Consider the following 19828-nt stretch of genomic DNA (forward strand, 5'->3'; position numbering starts at 1 on the left):
TTCTCACAATAGTATCTTTTAAGTTATTGTAGCAAATTACTTTTACAAACGCTTTTTCCACGCCCCATATACAGCGGTCAACTCTTCAACTATTTCCGGATGTTTACCACTTAGGTTATTTTGCTCTCCCGGATCTGTCTCCAAATTATGCAAGTAAGTTCCCGCATCTAAATGAATCGTTCTAAAATGGTTGTCTTGCTTTACAACATGCAATTTCCATTCACCTTTTCTCACGGCCCATTCTTTTCCTGTATCCCAAACCAATACTTTATGATGCGCCTCTTTAGGATTATCTATTAAGCTCAAAAGATGCTTTCCATCCAGCTTTAAGCTATCCTTTGCCCTAGAAGCTATTGCCTCTAAGCAAGTTGGCAATATGTCCATATGCGAAACAGGCACATCAATAACCTTGGTCTTTTTTATCTTCCCCGGCCAAGACATGGTAAATGGCGTACGAATCCCTCCTTCGCGTAAAATGTATTTATGACCATTCAGCACACCATTATTAGCATAAGTATTTTGAGAACCCCCATTATCAGATATAAAAAAGACAAGGGTATTTTCCCATTTTCCCGATCTTTTCAATGCCTCCAACACCTTGCCTATATTATCATCCAAACAAGCCAGGTTAGCCAAGTACCGCTTACGTCCGTCCGGATCTTCCTCCTGTCTCCAACAAGTGCGGGCATGGTAATCTAAAAACGATTCTTGCTTAGGATCCCACTCAGGAAACCTTTCGACCCCAAAACGTTTCAAATATTTATCAGGCGCTTGATATATAGGGTGATGAACGGCATTAAAGGACAATTCCATAAAAAATGGTCTATCATCCCTCTTCTCTATTTGCCTTACCGCTTCATCTCCAAAAATATCCGTAGTATAGCCCTCAAAATCTTCTTTAGCTCTGTTCCGCCATAAAGGGCCAAACTGGGACATTCGGTCATCATCAGGATCTTCCACCCAATCATCAGATGCTTTTAATTTAAAATAATCATGGCGGTGCGCGCAAAATCCCAAAAACTCCTCATAACCGTGATTTAATGGAAACTCACGCAATGTTAACGGCTCTTCAATCTTTACATTGTTATCCAATACTTCAGCATAATGCGTTTTACCTATTTTAACACACCGATACCCCTCCTTAGACAATAATTCTGGAAGTGTATATTGCGACTCTGGAAAAATACGCCCACCATAATAAAAAGTCCCCCAGCGTTCCTGGTAACTTCCCGTTATAATCCCTTGACGCGAAGCGTTACATACAGGTGCCGTAGCATACCCATTAGTAAAACGCACACCGTTTTCTGCAATTTTATCCATATTAGGTGTTATAGCATCCGGAGCACCTCCATAAGCACTGTAATCGGCATAACCCTGATCATCAGTAATAATAAGAAGAATATTAGGGGGCGATACCTTATGCACTACTTCTTGACAAGACAACATACTGAACCCAAATACAATAAAAACCATTCTATATAACATAACCAACACTATTTTTCTGTTAACTCGATTTCAATATCCTCCAAACTCTTTCCTTTAGTTTCCGGTAATCGTTGTTTTATAAATAAAAACCCAAGAACACATATTATACTATAAACCCAAAAAGTCCCATAAGCCCCCAAGAGCTCATTCAAAATAGGAAAAGAAAACGTGAGAATAAAAGAAGCCACCCAAAGAGAAAAAGTTGCTATTGCCATGGCAGCTCCACGCAATCTATTCGGGAATATTTCCGAAAGCACCACCCAGGTAATCGGTGCCAGCGACATAGAATATATAGCTATAGACGTAATAACCAAAACCAATACCGGCCAGCCCTTAAATTCAAAATAATAAGCAGCACCCAAAACAGCATATACAACAGCCAACCCTAAGGCTCCAAACAACATTAACTTACGACGCCCCCAACTATCAACTGTCCGCATCGCAACAAAAGTGAATATTAAATTAACACTTCCAGTAATAACAATATTAAACAACATGTCCCCAACACTATAACCTGCTGCGGTAAAAATTTCCTGAGCGTAATTAAAAATGACATTGATTCCGCACCATTGCTGAAATACAGCCAACACAATACCAATAACCAAAATAGGCAGCACTTTAGAACTTCTTAGCTCAGTAATAGAAATATGCTTTTCAGCTACATTTTGAAACGACTGTTGAATATTCAACATTTCATTTTTAGCATAGGCCGCACCTCCAATTCTATTCAAAATAAAACCTGCCCTATCCACCTTATTTATTTTAACCAAAAAACGTGGACTTTCCGGCACTAAAAACATAAACACAAAGAACAGTCCAGCTGGCACCAATTCAGCCCAAAACATGATACGCCACCCTGTTTGTCCATTCCACGAAGCTAATATTTGCGAAGCGTTTAACGAATCCGCTATCGGTTCAGCTATCAACCAATTAATAATTTGTGCCGCCAAGATTCCTACAACAATGGTCAGCTGATTTATAGCCACAAAACGCCCTCGAAACTTTGCCGGAGCTATTTCCGCTATATACATAGGAGACAAGGTAGATGCCAACCCAATACCCAAACCACCTATTAAACGATACCAAATAAAAGGTGCAAACGCATTCGCATAGCCCGTTCCAAAAGCAGATACAACAAATAACAGCGCAGCTAGCATTAACGATTTTTTTCGCCCCAACCTATCGGCAACAAACCCAGATAATACAGCCCCAAAAACACAACCTATAAGCGCGCTGCTCATTGCCCATCCCTGTAGAGCAGGTTCATGAGCAATATCAAAATAAAGTTCATAAAAAGGCTTAGCCCCTCCAATAACGACCCAATCGTACCCAAATAGCAAACCTCCCATAGCCGATACAAAAGCTATAGACAATATATACTTGAAATTAAACTTTGCTGTATTCATACGTACAATTATATTATAGTTAATAAAGTCATCAATATTTCCATTACAATAAGGTTCAGCCAAATTAATCCTATTTTTTCATTAAAAACATAGACAGAAGCAAACATATATATGGACAATATTACTATCTTTAAAACAATAAACACAAATGCATCACATATACATCCATTCATACTAAAAAAAGCAAACAAAACCCCGTAACACCATAAAAAAACAAGGATACTATAAATAGTAAGATTTACAAATACCACAAAAACACCCCCTCTGTATTTGTACAATGTTTTAATTTAAAGTATAAATACCCTATTTTTGACAAAAACAAACAACCAATAAATTCTAAATACACAACCAACAACTAACCAATCAAACTAATAACACAAAAAAAGTCATTTTAAAACCTCAGTAAAAAGAAAAAGTACCCGTAAGCAACAAACATGGACGAATACACTTTAAAAGAAGGCTTCCTAGGACAAAAAATGATTGTTCTTCCCAGTGCCATAAAAAACAGAGTTAAAAACAATCCTATATCTGGTAAATTCTATGTTACTGACCTTGGATATTTTCCTAAAGCACACCATCACTTTAGAAAACGCAAAAAAAATCATGGAGACTATATTTTTATCTATTGCACAGAAGGCAGGGGGCAAATTATAATCGATAACGAAAAAACAGAAATCACCCCAAACCAATACATCTTAATACCCAAACAATTGCCACACAGCTACAACGCATCTACAGAAGACCCTTGGAGCATTTACTGGATGCATTTCAATGGCTCTATTGCTAATGACCTATACCTAAGACACAAAACGACCCATAAAAAAAATGAAACGACTCCCTTCGTTAGCGACCGCTTACAATTGTTTCATCAAATCTTCGATCTGTTAAAAAGCAATTACACCAACTATCAATTAGAATACGCTAACATATTGAGCTTAAATTTTGTAAGCTCATTTATCTTTAGCAAAATAGACATCCCCTTCACTCACCACAATAAAGACAACCTCGTCGGAGCCATTATTAACTTCCTAAACAACAACATTAACAAGTCCTATAAATCTAAAGACATAGCAAAAGAGTTTAATCTTTCCGTTTCATACCTACATACCATATTTAAAAAACGGACTGGCTACTCCCCAATCCATTTCTTTAATCTCAAAAAAATCCAAAAAGCCTGCGAATACCTTAATTTCACTGATTTAAGCATTAAAGAAGTGAGCTTCAAAATAGGCCTCCAAGACCCCTTATACTTTTCAAGATTATTTAAAAAACACATGGGTATTTCACCAAAAACATACAAAAACAACCAAAACCACAAATAATTAACCCAAGATTTCGCAAAGTAACCTGTATAGCTATTTTAGGACAGGTCAAAAAAGCTACTCCTTCACCTTTCCTTCATATCTCCTTCACCTTTACTTCATATTAAAGGCATAGTAAGGGCACCATAGCATCTCCCAAAACAAAAATTACCTTAACAACCCAGTTACCCAAGAGCAAGCCGCCTCACCCTTAAAAAGCTACAAATCCATTCCAACAAAAAACGCACTATTATTCAACGGATTACCTACATAAGTACTTAACAAAATGTATTTCATCGTATTTTTTATACACTTCGTGGATGATTTTTAATTTTTTTGTATTATATTCGTCCCGTATATAGATAAACTTGCTGGTAATTTAATCAAAACAAACACCATGAACCAATAAGCCTTTATCCATATACAGATGTTAATTAATTCTAAAGTAAAATTTTTATGCCCCTACAAAAGAATAAAAAGGTATTTCAACGAGTATTTTTGCTACACGTAGACGGTAGTCTTAATTTTACACATTCCCTCATAGAACTGGTTAATAGCACATTAAACTAAAGATTTTTGTTGTCTTTATAAAAAATACAGACGACCTAATATTTTGTGCAACGCCCTAAATATTAACTGATTATGAAAAAGAAAATTACGTTTACCAAAATTATTTATACAATATGTATATTGCTGTTTGGTAGCTATGTATTTGCTAACGGCATTTTCCCCAATAAAGCACAATTCACAGCAAACCCTTATACGCCCTACTATGGTGCCATTTCCGACTATGCCAACTTTACAAATAGTGAAGCAGACTTAAAAACAACTAACAATCTGTCCCTTGTAGCTACTGCTCCTCTGGCTGATACTGCTGGTGATTACAAATCTAATGGAACCGGAGGAGGAGACTGGACTAACTTAAATTCATGGCTCTACTATGATGGCTCCTCTTGGGCTACACCAACAGCAGTAATAGGTTATCCCGGCGAGAACACAGGAACGAATAATGTTACAATTGAAGCTGGGGATACAATAACAATTAACTCGAACATAAATATTACCACTGGAGACATTATTGTTAATGGGACTTTAACATTAGACCCAGGAAGTAGTCCTTGGGAAGTAACTTTAAATACGACTTCTCTTAGTATTAATGGAGCTGGAGCCTATCTTAATTTCTCAGGTGCTCAAGCACAACTAAATTTACCCAGTACGGCAGCACTTATTTTACAAAACGGAGGAGATTTCAGCGGTTCTTGTACCCCAAACAATGAAATTTTTATTGGTCCAGATAAATATGCAGCATGTAGAAATCCCGGCCCCAACACCTATACTTTTGGAGATATAGCAGCAGCCGGTGGTACTATCAATGCAGAAATCACCAATCCTATTTCGTTAACTTTATCGGAAGAAGCCTGTGATGTAGTAGCTCTCGAAGGAGGTTATAGTGGAACAGGAGGAGCCAGTGTTAATTTTGCCTGGGTACAAAGAGACCCCAATGGAGATTTATCAACAATAGCTAGCGGCACACTGTCAGGCTCACTCCCGACTAACTCAACGTCCACTTCGTTTACCCCTACTATCGTCGGAGAGTATATTATTTCATTAGAAGTGACTGATGGCACATTCACAAATATTGAAACAAGAACTTTTAATGTTAGTGACACCACCCCCCCGACCTTTACTGTCGCTGCTGACCAGGACGTAAACATGGACGCATCCTGCCAGATTACGATACCAGACGTTACAGGATCGGATTCAGACTGCTCGGGAGTGACCGTAACCCAGTCACCAGCAGCCGGGACAATGGTCGCCGCCACACATAACACAACTATAGACGTGACCGTAACGGCCGTTGACGACGCCGGGAACAACGCCGCTGCCAGCCAAACGGTCACCCTTACACCTAAAGACGTGACGCCACCGACCATTTCTTGCCCTGGCAACACCTCAATTAACACTTCCGATGACAGCACTGGTAATTGCACAGTTAACTATTCAGTTGTTACACCCACCTACAGTGACAACTGTAGTGTTACTCTATCATGGACGATGACAGGAGTAGTAACAGATAGTGGAACAGGCCCTGTTGGAAGTTACACCTTTCCAATTGGTGAAACTACCATAAACTATACCGTAACCGATGGTGCTACTTTAACAGCCACTTGCTCTCAAGAAATAACTGTTGTTGACAATGAAGTTCCTTCTATTTCATGTCCACCTACAGCAACAGGAAACACCTCTGATGACAGTACCGGAAATTGCACCACAACCGTTTACTTAGGAACACCTACGGCTACCGACAATTGTACTGCTTCTGGAAACATAATATTTACTGCTAAAGTTGGAGGTACAACTATTAATACTACAACTTATTTATTTCCTATTGGAAACACAACCGTTGTATGGACAGCAACCGATCAAAACGGCAATACATCTGCTCCTTGCAACCAAACGGTAACAGTGACCGATGACGAGAACCCGACCATATCTTGCCCCAGCAACATCTCAATTAACACTTCCGATGACGGTACCGGTAATTGTACGGTTAACTACGCAGTTGTTACACCTACCTATGGTGATAATTGTAGTGGTGCTACTTTATCTTGGACGATGACAGGAGTAGTAACAGACAGTGGAACAGGTCCTGTTGGAAGCTACACCTTTCCAATTGGTGAAACGACTATAAACTATACCGTAACCGATGGTGCTAGTTTAACAGCCACATGTTCTCAAGAAATAACTGTTGTAGACGATGAAAATCCATCTATAAGCTGTCCGGGGGATCAAAATGTTAATTTCGATACCAATTGCCAGTTCACCCTAGCCGATTATACAAGTATGGCTACAACTTCCGACAATTGCGATAGTGATGTCTCCGTTACACAAAGCCCAGCCCCAGGTAGTCTATTATCTGCATCTACACAAATAACCTTAACAGCAACTGATGATTCCGGCAGAACAAACTTCTGTACATTCAATGTCGTTCCATCAGATAATATTGCACCCGTAGCCAATTGTAAAAGCATTACAGCAACATTAAGTGCAAACGGCACTGTAAATATTGCTGCCTTAGACTTAGATAACGGATCTACAGACAATTGTGGTATTGCTAATATGACCGTTTCCCCCAATTCTTTTAACTGTGACGATGTAGGTGATAATACCGTAACATTCACCGTTTTTGACGATACCGGACTTAGTGATAGTTGTATCGCTACTGTAACTGTGGTAGACAATACCAAACCCACTATGCAATGTAACAACTACGTAGTCGTTATTGACGCCATTACAAGAGAAGCTACTATTGACGCTTCAGATATCGATAATGGTTCTAATGATGCCTGTGGTATAACCTCATTAACAGTTTCTCCAAATGTGTTTACCGAAGATCCCAATGGTAATGTATACACAACCACAGTAACACTAACAGCTACCGATGTAAATGGTAATTTTGATACGTGTACAGCTACTGTTACTGTTGAGCCACCTAAACACCAGGAAACCTATTTGGTTGGGGAAATTGTAGACCCCATTCCCGACAATCCACAACCTCCTAGTGCATTAATTGAAGCTACAGCTTGTCCAGGCGGTCTTAACGAACCTAAAGACGTGCAATTTAATTTACAGGCTATTGCACCTTATGTTTTAAATGCTTCCGATGTTAATTATTGGGAATATTCAGATGATTATGGAGAAACATGGACTACAGCTAGTCCTAATGGTGCTGGCCAATTAACCTATACCATGTACAACATTACTTCCGATAGATTTGTACGTTTAAACATTACCGACAATTCAACTACTCCGCCTACGGTGAAGACCTCAGCAGAGGCCTATGTACGTTTCCTTCCTCCAGATGAACCTCCAATTGTAGTGAGCCAGTCTGCCCAAAGTATTTGTTTGGGAGAAAGCGTGACAATTGTAGCTGAAAGTTTCTTTGACCAGCCCAATGGCCAATTTGGAGAAGGCGGTGAGTTTAACTATGCACAACCCGATGGCTGGCGTGTTGATGGTCAAGATGGAGAATTTCCAGCTAGTGGAAATAACACCGACGAACCTACATGGAAAGAATCTAACTCAAATAGCACCAATAGAGACTTTAGCGGTATAAATTATGATACTGATGATAATTCAAAGTTTGCTATGGCAAATGGCGTAGGAAACTATACTACATTAGAAACTCCCGTATTTAGTACTGTGGGCATGACGTCTAGCGAAGCCATCTTAACTTTTGATACAAGCTTTTATTTTTGCAATGGGGGTTATGGTGAAATTTGGCTATCCTTTAACTCAGGGAACCCTGGCACTTATACTGTTAAACTAGATACAGTTGAAGGATATGATTTAGATTCAACAGTTGGAGGTACTACCACAACAGGCGTAGAATTATCAACAGGTCCAGGGAACAAATGTTTAGGCACAACTAAAACAGATCCTAACGCCCCAAGACTGAAAACTGCTACTGTAGATTTAGGGGCTTATGCAGGATTATCCGGATTGCGTATAATGTTTGTGTTTAATGGTAGTACAACAGACTGCGGAATAGTTGATGATACAACTTTTCCTGATAATATTCCTAATGACGGTAATTGTAAAAGTAATAGCAACCCAAATATTCTAGCAAGTGGTTGGTTAATAGACAATGTAGGCTTTGCTTACGCGCAAGTAGACGATGAACTGGAATGGACCGATGAAGATGGTACTGTTATTCAAAGTGGTACAACCCTAACCGTTACCCCTCAAACTCCTGGACAAAGAGAATATGGTGTAACCACCTTAGTTAATGGTTGTAGAACCGATAATGACGCTGGAACCAATTACGTAAACATAAATACAAGTTTAGCCTACGCTGGTCAAGACTACACACCCCTAAACAGCGAGTGTGGGGAAAACGCTTTACAGTTAAATGCCTACGACAACACAAGAAACGCTGCCTATAACTTTAATAAAGGCGCTTGGGAAACCAATCTGTACGTGGTTCCCGCCGGACTTGACCCAATAGACGCCAATAACACCCCACAACGTTATGTTGGTACAGGTGTAACAGGACTTTGGTCTGTATTACCCGGAAGCACAAATACCTCTTGTGGTAGCTCTGCTACATTTTCTGACCCTAGTAGTCCTGACGCTATTTTTACTGCCGACCCTGGCACATATACTTTACGCTGGATGCTTCAAGACGGTAGCGGTTGTTATGATGATATCACGGTAACAATAGTAGATTGTCCAACCATTGATTTCGATGGTACAGACGACTATGTAACCTTTAAAAATAACTATAACCTAGATAACGCTAACTCCCCTAACGGCTTTAGCATTGAAGCATGGGTGAAGCCTAATGCTGTAAACGGCACAAGAACGGTTTTCTCAAGAAAAGATGCCGGTGACAACACCAACGGATATGATTTAAGCATTGTTAACGGACAAGTACAATTTAATTGGTATAACGGTTCTGGTTCTGGATCAGTCACCACTGGAGGCGATACGATCGGCACCGACAGATGGTATCAATTAGCCCTTACTTTTGACGGAACAACATATACATTGTATGTAGATGGTATTGCATTAGGCACAAGTGCCGGTAGTGCTCCTGCTGCTACAGCCGCTAATATAGAAGCACTTTTAGGCGCTATGGATCAAGCTCCCCAAAATGTTCCTACAAATTATTACCACGGTTGGGTAGATGAACTAAAGATATGGAACAAAGCCATAACCGTAGAACATATCAGACAGATGATGAACCAAGAAATAGAAGCATCTGGAACCGATGTAGCTGGTGTTGTTATCCCTGACAAGATTTACGGCCCAGATTACGATAATAACAACTCAGAAGACGACCTACTACTATGGAGCAATCTTGTGGGTTACTACCGTATGAATGTTGCTTGTGGCGATTTGGCGCCATACGTTGGCGTAAGTGGTAGACTAAGGAACATAACTACTAGTCAGCAACAAACCGCTCCACTACCCTATACAACAAGAGTAGGAAACCAAACCTGGAGTACCGACAATACTTGGACCCATTTTACTGTTTGGGACACTCCAAACAGTAACGGAATCAATGGAGACCCCATCGATTGGAATATTGTAAGTATTTCTCATAATGTAATAGCTAATTCTAAAGACTTGACATTATTAGGACTTCTTGTTAACTCTGGTGAATTAACCGTAACAGGTGCAGGAACTCAAGACGAAACCAATACTGGACATGGTTTGTGGGTAACACATTACCTGAAATTAGATGGCATCTTAGATTTAATTGGCGAGTCACAATTAGTACAAAAACGCTACTACGTTAGTGGTACAACTACCCAATACAACGAAAGTACTCTGGATGTAAACAGTGGTGGATACTTAGAACGCGACCAACAAGGTAGTAACAATCCTTATAACTACAATTATTGGGGATCACCAGTTGGACCGCAAACTGTTGGATCGAATAACAACCCTAGAACCATAGGGGGCATAATGCGAGATGGAACAAATACCGATGTTCCCAAACCAATAAATTGGACAGCGACCTATACGGCTCCCGATTCCGATCCTATATCCGTAAGTACCCGATGGCTTTACGCCTACGAAAATTACGTATCAAATACCTATGCCGCCTGGAGAGCTGTAGGAAATAGCAATACATTTGCTGCCGGCCTTGGACATATTATGAAAGGAAGTGGTAAGGGATATGTTAAAAATGTAGAAGGAACACAAAACTATGTGTTTGTAGGCAAGCCTAACAACAGTACAATAAGCACCACTATTACTGCTGGGAATGATGCCTTGGTAGGTAACCCATACCCTTCTGCTATAGACGCTAATGAATTTATTCTTGATAATGGACCAGGAGGGACAAATAGTATTTCCGGATCATTGTATTTTTGGGACACCTATGTAAGCAACAATACCCATATTTTAAGAGATTATGAGGGAGGTTATGCTATTTTAAATTTATCAGGAGGTAATGAAGCAACGACACCACCACCAACAGTAGATGGTTATTATGTAGCAGGAGGAGATGGCTCCAAAGCTCCTGAGCGATATATACCGGTGGGTCAGGGATTTTTTGTTTCTACCATAAAAAGTTCTACATCATCGACACCTGGCGGACAGGTTATATTTAAAAACAGTCAACGTGTTTTTGAAAGAGAACAAGTAACAGGCACTAATGACGGCTCTGTCTTCTTAAAACCCGGAGGCTCTAAAGGTAAAAACGACAAGCCAAAACCCAAAAAGCCTAATAATATTTATAATGATATTAGTCGCCTGAGACTTGATTTTAAAACACCTGAAGGTGCTGTAAAACACTTACTCTTAGCCTTTACTCCTGATAATCGGGCAACAGATGGAATTGATTATGGATACGATGCACCTAAATTTAATGTATTCCCTAATGACTTAAATTGGGATATTGAAAACAGCCCCTATGAGATACAAGGCGTAGGTGCTTTTGATGAAACAAAGCAATACCCTTTAAGACTTACGTTAACCACAGGTGGCGAAGTAGAGATTAGCTTAAACACTTTGGAAGGCTTTGCTCCCAATGCCAAAGCATATATTTATGATTCGCTATTGGGAACATATACCAAAATAAATAATGCACCTTTTGAAACAACATTGGATCCAGGTAATTACCTAAACAGGTACTTCCTAACCTTTGCCAAAGACAACGCACTATCTGTTGCAGACGAGCAATTAAACCAAATTGTTGTGAATTATTTAAGAAACAGCAAGGAAATTTACATTAATCCGCCTAATGGTGTAGATGTAAACCAGGTTCTATTAATTAATATGCTTGGCCAAACTGTTAAAACATGGCATCCATCAAACACCTCTTCGTACTCTGGTGAAATAAAGATCCCAGTTAACGGTAGTATCCCTGATGGCAGCTATATAATAAAAGTTACTACTTCTACTGGAACGATGAACAAAAAAGTTATTATCAATCAATAACATTTTACAAAATAGACGAACAAAAAAGGTGGCTCAGGCCACCTTTTCTACATTAACAAGAAAGTTTAAACTTACAATTAAATGTATTTTATCGATTTTTTAAGCATTTCATAGATTATTTGTGTTTTTTTTTATATGTTTGACTCAGAAACCAAAGCTATCAATAACCCTAAATCTGATGAAAACAATTACCAATCTATGTATGTTACTGATATTATTTACAACCCTAAATAATTTTAGTACCAACAACTCACCTCAAAAAACATCTTTGGCCTATGCTTTCGACAATATCCAACGTGTCCGTATAGATTTTACAATGCCTAATGGCTACATAAGACATCTTATGATAGGGTTTACTCCCAATAATGCAGCTACAGATGGTGTTGATTACGGCTATGATGCTTTAAACATAGACACCTTTGTCGATGACTTAAACTGGATGATAGAGGATGAACGTTATGTAATTCAAGGAGTAGGAGCTTTTGATGACACTAAAAAATATCCTTTAGGACTATTCTTAACAAATTCGGGAAATATCAAAATCGAACTGGATAGGCTGGAAAATTTTGAAACACCCATCGACGTTTTCATTTACGATTCTCAATTAAACACGTATACTAAGCTAAATGAAGATAGCTATTCAAAAACCATGGCCAGTGGCGAATACCTAAATAGATTTTACCTTGCTTTTAAAGAAGAAAGCAGTCATGACATCTTTGCAAAAACACTGGACATAGAGGAAGTTTCTTTTAAGAATACACAAATTAGCTTTATTAACAGTACTAAAGAGCTATACATAAAAACTAACAATAATTTTAATATTGAAACAATTACCGTATTCAATATTCATGGACAAAAACTTTTAGTATCTCCAAAAGTAAACAAGTCGACCATTAGAATCCCGCTAAATAACGTTAGAATGGGGCACGGAATAGTAAACATAGAAACGGATCACGGTTCTATAGCCAAACAAATTATCATTCAATAATCCCAATCAATAATGGAAATAACCATCAACCTTTCATGTACTTAGTAATTATTTTAGTTAGTCACCAAAAAAACTAATACAATACTAAAACGTGTTTGACTTAAAAGTCCTAAAGCTTAATTTAGGACTTTTTTATTTGATCTATTAAAGCATCCAGGTCTAATGTAGATTGCTCACCAGAAACCATATTTTTTAAGGCAAACTTATTGGATTGCATTTCCTCTGCTCCAACCAAAATAACAAATGGGATTTGACGTTTATTGGCGTGGTTCATTTGCTTTTTCATTTTAGCGCTATCTGGATACAGCTCTGCATGGATGCCATGAGCTCTCAATTGTTTAATTGCTTTTAAACTAAACAAGGCTTCAGAATCACCAAAATTTATAAACAACGCATCAACAGATTTAGCAACTGTTTTTGGGAACAACCCTAAAGACTCTAAAACCAGATAAATCCTATCCAGCCCAAAACTAATCCCCACACCGCTTACATTTTTTAGTCCGAAAATACCAGTTAGGTCATCGTAGCGACCACCACCACCAATAGAACCCATCGCTACTGTTTTAGGGGCAGCTACCTCAAATATAGCTCCTGTATAATAATTTAACCCTCTGGCTAACGTAACGTCCAATTCTAAAGTTGTTGTTTCCAAGCCAAGCGCATTGATTGCTGTATCAATAAATTCCAATTCCTCAATCCCCGTAATACCTTCTTCTGAAGATGCCAAGATGCCTTTTAAAATCGCTACTTGCTCCTTAAAAGTCCCCGAAAGTGAAAATAAAGGTTCTAATTTAGCAATGCCACTTTGCGGGATACCCTTGCCCAACATCTCCTCCTTTACTTTTTCTTCACCAATCTTATCCAATTTATCAAGTGCAACAGTAAAATCAATTAACTTATCACCAGCACCAATTACCTCTGCAATTCCAGAGAGTATTTTTCTGTTATTTATTTTTATGGTAACACCATCAAGCTTTAATGCTGAAAATACCGTATCGTATAACTGTATGAATTCTACCTCTTGCCATAAAGAATCCGATCCAACCACATCGGCATCGCACTGGTAAAACTCTCTAAAGCGCCCTTTTTGAGGCCTATCGGCTCTCCATACGGGCTGTATTTGATACCGTTTAAACGGAAACTCGATCTCGTTTTGGTGCTGCACTACATAGCGAGCAAAGGGAACTGTTAAATCGTAACGCAGAGCTTTCTCCGAAATTTTAGATGTTAGCTTAGCCGAACTTTTTTCTGAATAAAGAGCCTCATCAATTTTGCCCAAAAAATCCCCGGAATTCAAAATCTTAAAAATCAGGCGATCTCCCTCCTCTCCATACTTCCCCATAAGGGTATCGGAATTCTCGAAACTTGGTGTTTCAATAGGTTGGAAACCAAATGTTTCAAACGCCCTTCTTATCGTATTAAAAATATAATGCCGTTTAGCTACTTGTTCTGGATTAAAATCTCTTGTACCTTTAGGAATACTTGGTTTTTGAGCCATAATAACTTCCTGCAATGGCAGGAACCCTTTTTATAATTAATAATATTGTTAAAAAGTGAATTCGCACTTAGCGTGGAATACCTTATCCTTTTGCTTGAAGCAAAAATAAAGAATGAAACGAACATTAATAAATTTTAAGCATTTTTTCACAAAAGGTAATCACGCTAATTTATTAACCTATCAAAAAAGTTAAACAAATCTCCTTTTGTTATTACTGCCCCTTGCTGGATGAGTTTAAATTTATCTAAATTTCTATCATCGGTATAATCTTTTTTGGCTTGTAAAAACTCCACACGGTCATCCATTAAATTTTCACGCAGCCAATTATATCCTTCGGTAGTCGTTAAATCTTTTTCCACATTAAGCTTAACGGCGATAACATGCATTTTATCATCATTCAAGCTAAACAAGTGTATTTGGTTAGGTGATATATGCTCCAAATACTTAGCTGCATTTAAAGCGCCCTCCCATATTAAATCGCTAAATACGTCTAATTCCATTTCTGCCATTTCCGGCTTATTAGCTTTAAGGTTTTTCCATTCGTCTGCTGTAATAGATTGGGTTGCCAAAAAATTAATAAACTCCTGGTGCAATTCTTCAAACTGTTCTTTTGTAAGCCTACTGTACTTCATTACATTTTAACTTTAATGTTTTCTATTGTAGCAAGAAATTCTCAAGCAAATAAAAAAACCGTTTAGAGTTCATCTAAACGGTTTATCTTTTATATACATTTAAAATTAGTTTGCCTGTGCAACAACTTCAAATTCTAGATCGACAGATACTTCTCTGTGTAAACGTACAATAGCATTGTATTTCCCTGTACGTTTAATGTTTCCACCGATCACATTGATAAACTTTTTATCAATATTCTGTCCTTCTTTTTCTAAAGCGGCAGCAACATCAATATTGTTTACAGATCCGAATAGTTTATCTCCAGATCCTACTTTAGAAGCTATTTTAATCTCTAAAGCCTTTAATGCTTCAGCAATTTTATTAGCATCATCAATAATCTTCTTTTCTTTAAAAGCTCTTTGCTTTAAGTTCTCAGCCAATACTTTTTTAGCCGAAATTGTTGCTAAAATAGCTTTTCCTTGAGGAATTAAAAAGTTTCTACCATAACCGTTCTTAACCGTTACAACATCGTCTTTAAATCCTAAATTTTCAACGTCTTGTTTTAATATAAGTTCCATAGTTATGCTTATTTTATTTCAACAAATCTGCCACATAAGGCATTAATGCCAAATGACGTGCTCTCTTAACAGCAACAGATACTTTTCTTTGATATTTTAATGAAGTCCCTGTTAAACGTCTTGGTAAGATTTTACCTTGCTCGTTTACAAATTTCAATAAGAAATCTGGATCTTTGTAATCGATATATTTAATACCAGACTTTTTGAAACGACAATACTTTTTAGTTTTGTTAGTTTCGATGTTTAACGGAGTTAAATATCTAATTTCTCCGTCTTTTTTTCCTTTAGATTGTTGTTCTATCGACGACATAATTAAGCTTTTTGTTTAAGTTTTTCTCTTCTTCTCTCAGCCCAAGCTACTGCATGCTTATCTAACTTAACTGTTAAATAACGCATAAAACGCTCGTCACGTCTAAACTCTACTTCTAGTGCATCAATTGCTTCACCAGACACAGTGTACTCAAATAAGTGATAGAAACCACTTTTCTTGTTTTGAATTGGGTAAGCTAATTTTTTTAAGCCCCAATCTTCCTTAGCTACCATCTTAGCTCCCTTAGAAACAAGAAAATCTTCATATTTCTTTACTGTTTCCTTTATCTGATCTTCAGATAAAACGGGATTTAAGATGAAAACAGTTTCATAATGATTCATAATTAAATCTAATTTATTATTAAAAATTGGGTGCAAAAATAACCATATATTTCCTATATTGCAAGCATATTCCAAACAATTATAGTGTAAAGTTTTATATGTTAAAAATATGTTAAAACAAACACTTTATCGATGATTTTTGGTTTTTAGCCGAATTTTTTGTACTATTGTCGATATCTTAACCGAAATATTAAAATGTTATGACTTTAAACTGTGTAGTAGTAGACGACTCCGCAATACAACGTCTCTCGATAGTTAAGTTGGTAGAAAACCACCCTTCACTTAATTTAATCGCCGAGTACAGTAGTGCATTAGAAACCAAAAACGGGTTGAATACGCACAAAGTAGATTTAATCTTTTTAGACATTGAAATGCCAGTGTTAAATGGATTTGAACTTCTGGACGTATTAAACAACAAGCCTCAAATTATCTTTGTAACCGGAAAAACCGAGTATGCCTTTAAAGCATTTAATTACGATGCTACCGATTATTTGCACAAACCAATTACAAAAGAACGTTTTAACACATCCGTTGAAAAAGCTTTAGAACAGCACCGACTAACTTTGGATTTCAACGAAGAAGAAGGCGAACATATTTTTGTAAAAAGTAACCTAAAAAAGAGAAAGGTTTACATTAAAGATATTAAATGGATTGAAGCTTTAGGTGATTACGTAAAACTCGTTACCGAAGAAACAAGCCTTGTAGTATTATCTACAATGAAAGCGTTTGAAAAAGAATTACCAGAAAATAAATTTTTGAGAATTCACAAATCGTATATAGTTAACCTAGACAAAATAGATAGGTTTAACAGTAAAAATGTTGAAGTTGGCGCTTATGAGATTCCTTTAAGCCGGAACAAGAAAACCCAACTTGTAGATGCTTTAAATAACATTTAAACCAGTTAAAAGTTATCGACATTTAAAATTACCCTAACTGAACGAAAATCTTTTATACTAGAGAAGCTATTATTAATTTTAATGATAGCTTCTTTTGTTTTAGACAGCGATTGGTTTTTAGGGATCTTAATTAGAATGTTTTTATGAAACTGGTTCCTAATTCTGGAAATTGGTGGCGACTCTGGTCCTAACACATAAGAATCGAACACATTTCGTAATGATTTCGCTAACCAGTTAGAAGCCGTATCCACCTTAATATAGTCTTTATGCTTTAGTGTTATTTTAATCTGCTTATATACTGGTGGATATTTAAAATTATAACGATCGTTTATTTGCTCATTAAACATCTCAATATAATTGTTGGTAGATACTTGCTGTAAAATATTGTGGTATGGGTTATAAGTTTGAATCAATACTTTCCCCCTAATGTCTGTACGCCCTGCCCTTCCTGCCACCTGTAGCAATAATTGGAAACTACGCTCATGAGCTCTAAAATCGGGAAAGTTAAGCATGTTATCCGCATTCATAACACCTACCAATTTTACATTTCTAAAGTCTAGCCCTTTAGTTAGCATTTGGGTTCCCACTAAAATATCCACCTCTTGTTGCTCAAAGGCCGTGATTATTTTTTCATAACCATACTTTCCCCTTGTTGTATCCAAGTCCATTCTTGCAACTTTCTTGTCAGGAAATAGCATCTTAACCTCAGCTTCTATCTGTTCGGTTCCCAACCCTTTACGGTCCAGCTCATGACTTCCACACGCCATGCATTCACGCAACATGGCCATAACATAGCCACAGTAATGACACCGTAATTGATTACGGTATTGATGATACGTTAAACTTACATCACAATTAGGGCATTGTGGTGAATTTCCACATGTTACGCATTCTACAACAGGAGAGAAACCGCGCCTATTTTGAAACAGAATAATTTGGTGCCCCTCTTGTAAGGTTTCGGTCATCTCTAAAACAAGCCGTTCACTAAAATGACCTTTCATTCGTTTCTTTTTCCTGGCTTCCTTAATATCGACCAATTCAATATCGGGCATTAAAACATTATTATAACGCTTATTTATTTCAACGAATCCGTATTTGTTTTGTTTGGCATTAAAATAACTCTCTAAACTTGGTGTTGCAGATCCTAATAGCACCTGTGCTTGCCATATGTTTGCCAAAACTATCGCCGTATCGCGTGCATGGTATCTTGGTGCGGGATCAAACTGTTTAAAAGATTGCTCGTGTTCCTCATCTACTATAATTAGCCCTAAGTTGGTAAAAGGTAAAAAAATTGAGGAACGCGCCCCCAATATAATCTTCGCTTTGGCTTTACTCTCTAACACATTGTTCCAAACCTCAACACGCTCATTAGAAGAATATTTAGAATGGAACACCGAAACCTGCTCTCCAAAATAATTTTGTAACCTCGTAATTAGCTGGGTAGTCAAAGCTATTTCTGGCAACAAATAAAGCACTTGCTTTCCTTTTTTAACAGCTTCTTCAATTAACTTAACATATACTTCTGTTTTACCAGACGATGTAACACCATGCAACAACGTAACATGATGGGAAGCAAACGATTCCTTAATCTCCCCTAAAGCCTTTTCTTGATATGCATTTAACTGTTTGCTTGATTCATTTTCAGCACCGTCATATTGAATACGATCTGTTTGAATGTAATATTCTTCAAGAACACCTTTATCTATTAGCGATTTAACAATTGCTGACGAAGCCTTACTTTCTTCAGTAAGCTCTGAGACTTTAATTGGTCTTTTTGTTTTGGACGACAACATAAACAAGGTCATAACCACCAAATGTTGCTTAGGAGCCCTGTTCAAGCTTTCTAATAGATCTTGAAGTGCTTTTTCTGAAGTAAAGTCGGAATGTAACTTTACATAGCGCACCAGTTTAGGCTTATACTTTTCATATACTTCCTCTTCTAAGAAAATAGCCTCTTTCTCGATTAACCGCTTAATTACCGGTAATACATTTTTTTTATCGAGAATATTCATTATGTCGTGAATCTTTAATGATGTCTGGTACTGCAACGCTTCAAACACCAAAAATTCGTCGTCTTTCAAAATGGATTCATCAATGGTCTTTGTTTTATTCCTGGAAAGTATCGTCTCACTTTCTAAAATAAAAGCACTTGGTAAAGCGGCTCTCATAATATCTCCAAGAGTGCACATATAATAGCTAGAAATCCACTGCCAAAGCTTTAATTGGCTTTCTGTTACTATAGGGACATCATCCAATATCTGATGAATTTCTTTAGCCTCATAAGCCAGCGGCGGAACGGTATGAATTTTTGCCACTATACCCGTGTATATTTTTGACTTACCGAAGGGAACAGCTACACGCATACCTACTTTTAAAAAATCAGCCTCTGAAATAGTTATACTATAGGTAAATAACTTTTTAAGAGGGACAGGAATAATAACATCAATAAAATACTGCATA

Annotated in this window: 12 protein-coding genes; 4 read left to right on the plus strand and 8 right to left on the minus strand. The window is 37.5% G+C overall.

Going from position 1 to position 19828, the window contains the following annotated elements:
• Window positions 1-42: 42 nt before the first annotated feature.
• Window positions 43-1485: a sulfatase family protein gene (locus ABD792_RS17685; RefSeq protein ID WP_345007704.1), complete on the minus strand. Its 1443-nt coding sequence runs from the start codon at window positions 1483-1485 to the stop codon at window positions 43-45.
• 8 nt (window positions 1486-1493) lie between these two features.
• The gene (locus ABD792_RS17690) at window positions 1494-2954 is read right to left on the minus strand and encodes a sugar porter family MFS transporter (RefSeq protein ID WP_345007705.1); all 1461 of its coding nucleotides are present in this window, start codon (window positions 2952-2954) and stop codon (window positions 1494-1496) included.
• A 371-nt stretch (window positions 2955-3325) separates the two neighbouring features.
• On the opposite strand from ABD792_RS17690, the gene ABD792_RS17695 reads away from it, so the two are divergent.
• From ABD792_RS17695 to ABD792_RS17705, 3 genes are all read left to right on the plus strand, one after another.
• Window positions 3326-4213 (plus strand): AraC family transcriptional regulator, encoded by an 888-nt coding sequence (locus ABD792_RS17695; protein ID WP_345007706.1) that lies wholly within the window; start codon window positions 3326-3328, stop codon window positions 4211-4213.
• A 621-nt stretch (window positions 4214-4834) separates the two neighbouring features.
• The gene (locus ABD792_RS17700; protein WP_345007707.1) at window positions 4835-12145 is read left to right on the plus strand and encodes a LamG-like jellyroll fold domain-containing protein; all 7311 of its coding nucleotides are present in this window, start codon (window positions 4835-4837) and stop codon (window positions 12143-12145) included.
• 178 nt (window positions 12146-12323) lie between these two features.
• On the plus strand, window positions 12324-13133 hold the full coding sequence (locus ABD792_RS17705) for a T9SS type A sorting domain-containing protein (protein ID WP_345007708.1): 810 nt from the start codon (window positions 12324-12326) through the stop codon (window positions 13131-13133).
• 121 nt (window positions 13134-13254) lie between these two features.
• Here ABD792_RS17705 and hisS read toward each other — a convergent pair whose 3' ends face one another.
• From hisS to rpsF, 5 genes are all read right to left on the minus strand, one after another.
• The gene (hisS, locus tag ABD792_RS17710; protein ID WP_345007764.1) at window positions 13255-14631 is read right to left on the minus strand and encodes a histidine--tRNA ligase; all 1377 of its coding nucleotides are present in this window, start codon (window positions 14629-14631) and stop codon (window positions 13255-13257) included.
• A 164-nt stretch (window positions 14632-14795) separates the two neighbouring features.
• Window positions 14796-15263 (minus strand): DUF6495 family protein, encoded by a 468-nt coding sequence (locus ABD792_RS17715; RefSeq protein ID WP_345007709.1) that lies wholly within the window; start codon window positions 15261-15263, stop codon window positions 14796-14798.
• Between the two features lie 105 nt (window positions 15264-15368).
• Complete coding sequence (rplI, locus tag ABD792_RS17720) at window positions 15369-15821, minus strand: 50S ribosomal protein L9 (RefSeq protein ID WP_199113336.1); 453 nt, start codon at window positions 15819-15821, stop codon at window positions 15369-15371.
• 13 nt (window positions 15822-15834) lie between these two features.
• Window positions 15835-16131, minus strand: coding sequence for a 30S ribosomal protein S18 (gene rpsR, locus ABD792_RS17725; RefSeq protein ID WP_188650437.1), 297 nt, complete (start codon window positions 16129-16131; stop codon window positions 15835-15837).
• Between the two features lie 2 nt (window positions 16132-16133).
• The gene (gene rpsF / locus ABD792_RS17730; protein ID WP_345007765.1) at window positions 16134-16472 is read right to left on the minus strand and encodes a 30S ribosomal protein S6; all 339 of its coding nucleotides are present in this window, start codon (window positions 16470-16472) and stop codon (window positions 16134-16136) included.
• Window positions 16473-16672: 200 nt separating this feature from the next.
• On the opposite strand from rpsF, the gene ABD792_RS17735 reads away from it, so the two are divergent.
• Window positions 16673-17368, plus strand: a complete 696-nt coding sequence (locus ABD792_RS17735; protein ID WP_199113332.1) for a LytR/AlgR family response regulator transcription factor — start codon at window positions 16673-16675, stop codon at window positions 17366-17368.
• 5 nt (window positions 17369-17373) lie between these two features.
• On the opposite strand, the gene priA is transcribed toward ABD792_RS17735, so the two are convergent.
• Window positions 17374-19827 carry a replication restart helicase PriA gene (priA, locus tag ABD792_RS17740; RefSeq protein WP_345007710.1) on the minus strand — a complete coding sequence of 818 codons (2454 nt, stop codon included), beginning with the start codon at window positions 19825-19827 and terminating at the stop codon, window positions 17374-17376.
• Between the last annotated feature and the right edge of the window lies 1 nt (window position 19828).

The organism is Snuella lapsa (assembly GCF_039539345.1).
Taxonomy (GTDB): domain Bacteria; phylum Bacteroidota; class Bacteroidia; order Flavobacteriales; family Flavobacteriaceae; genus Snuella; species Snuella lapsa.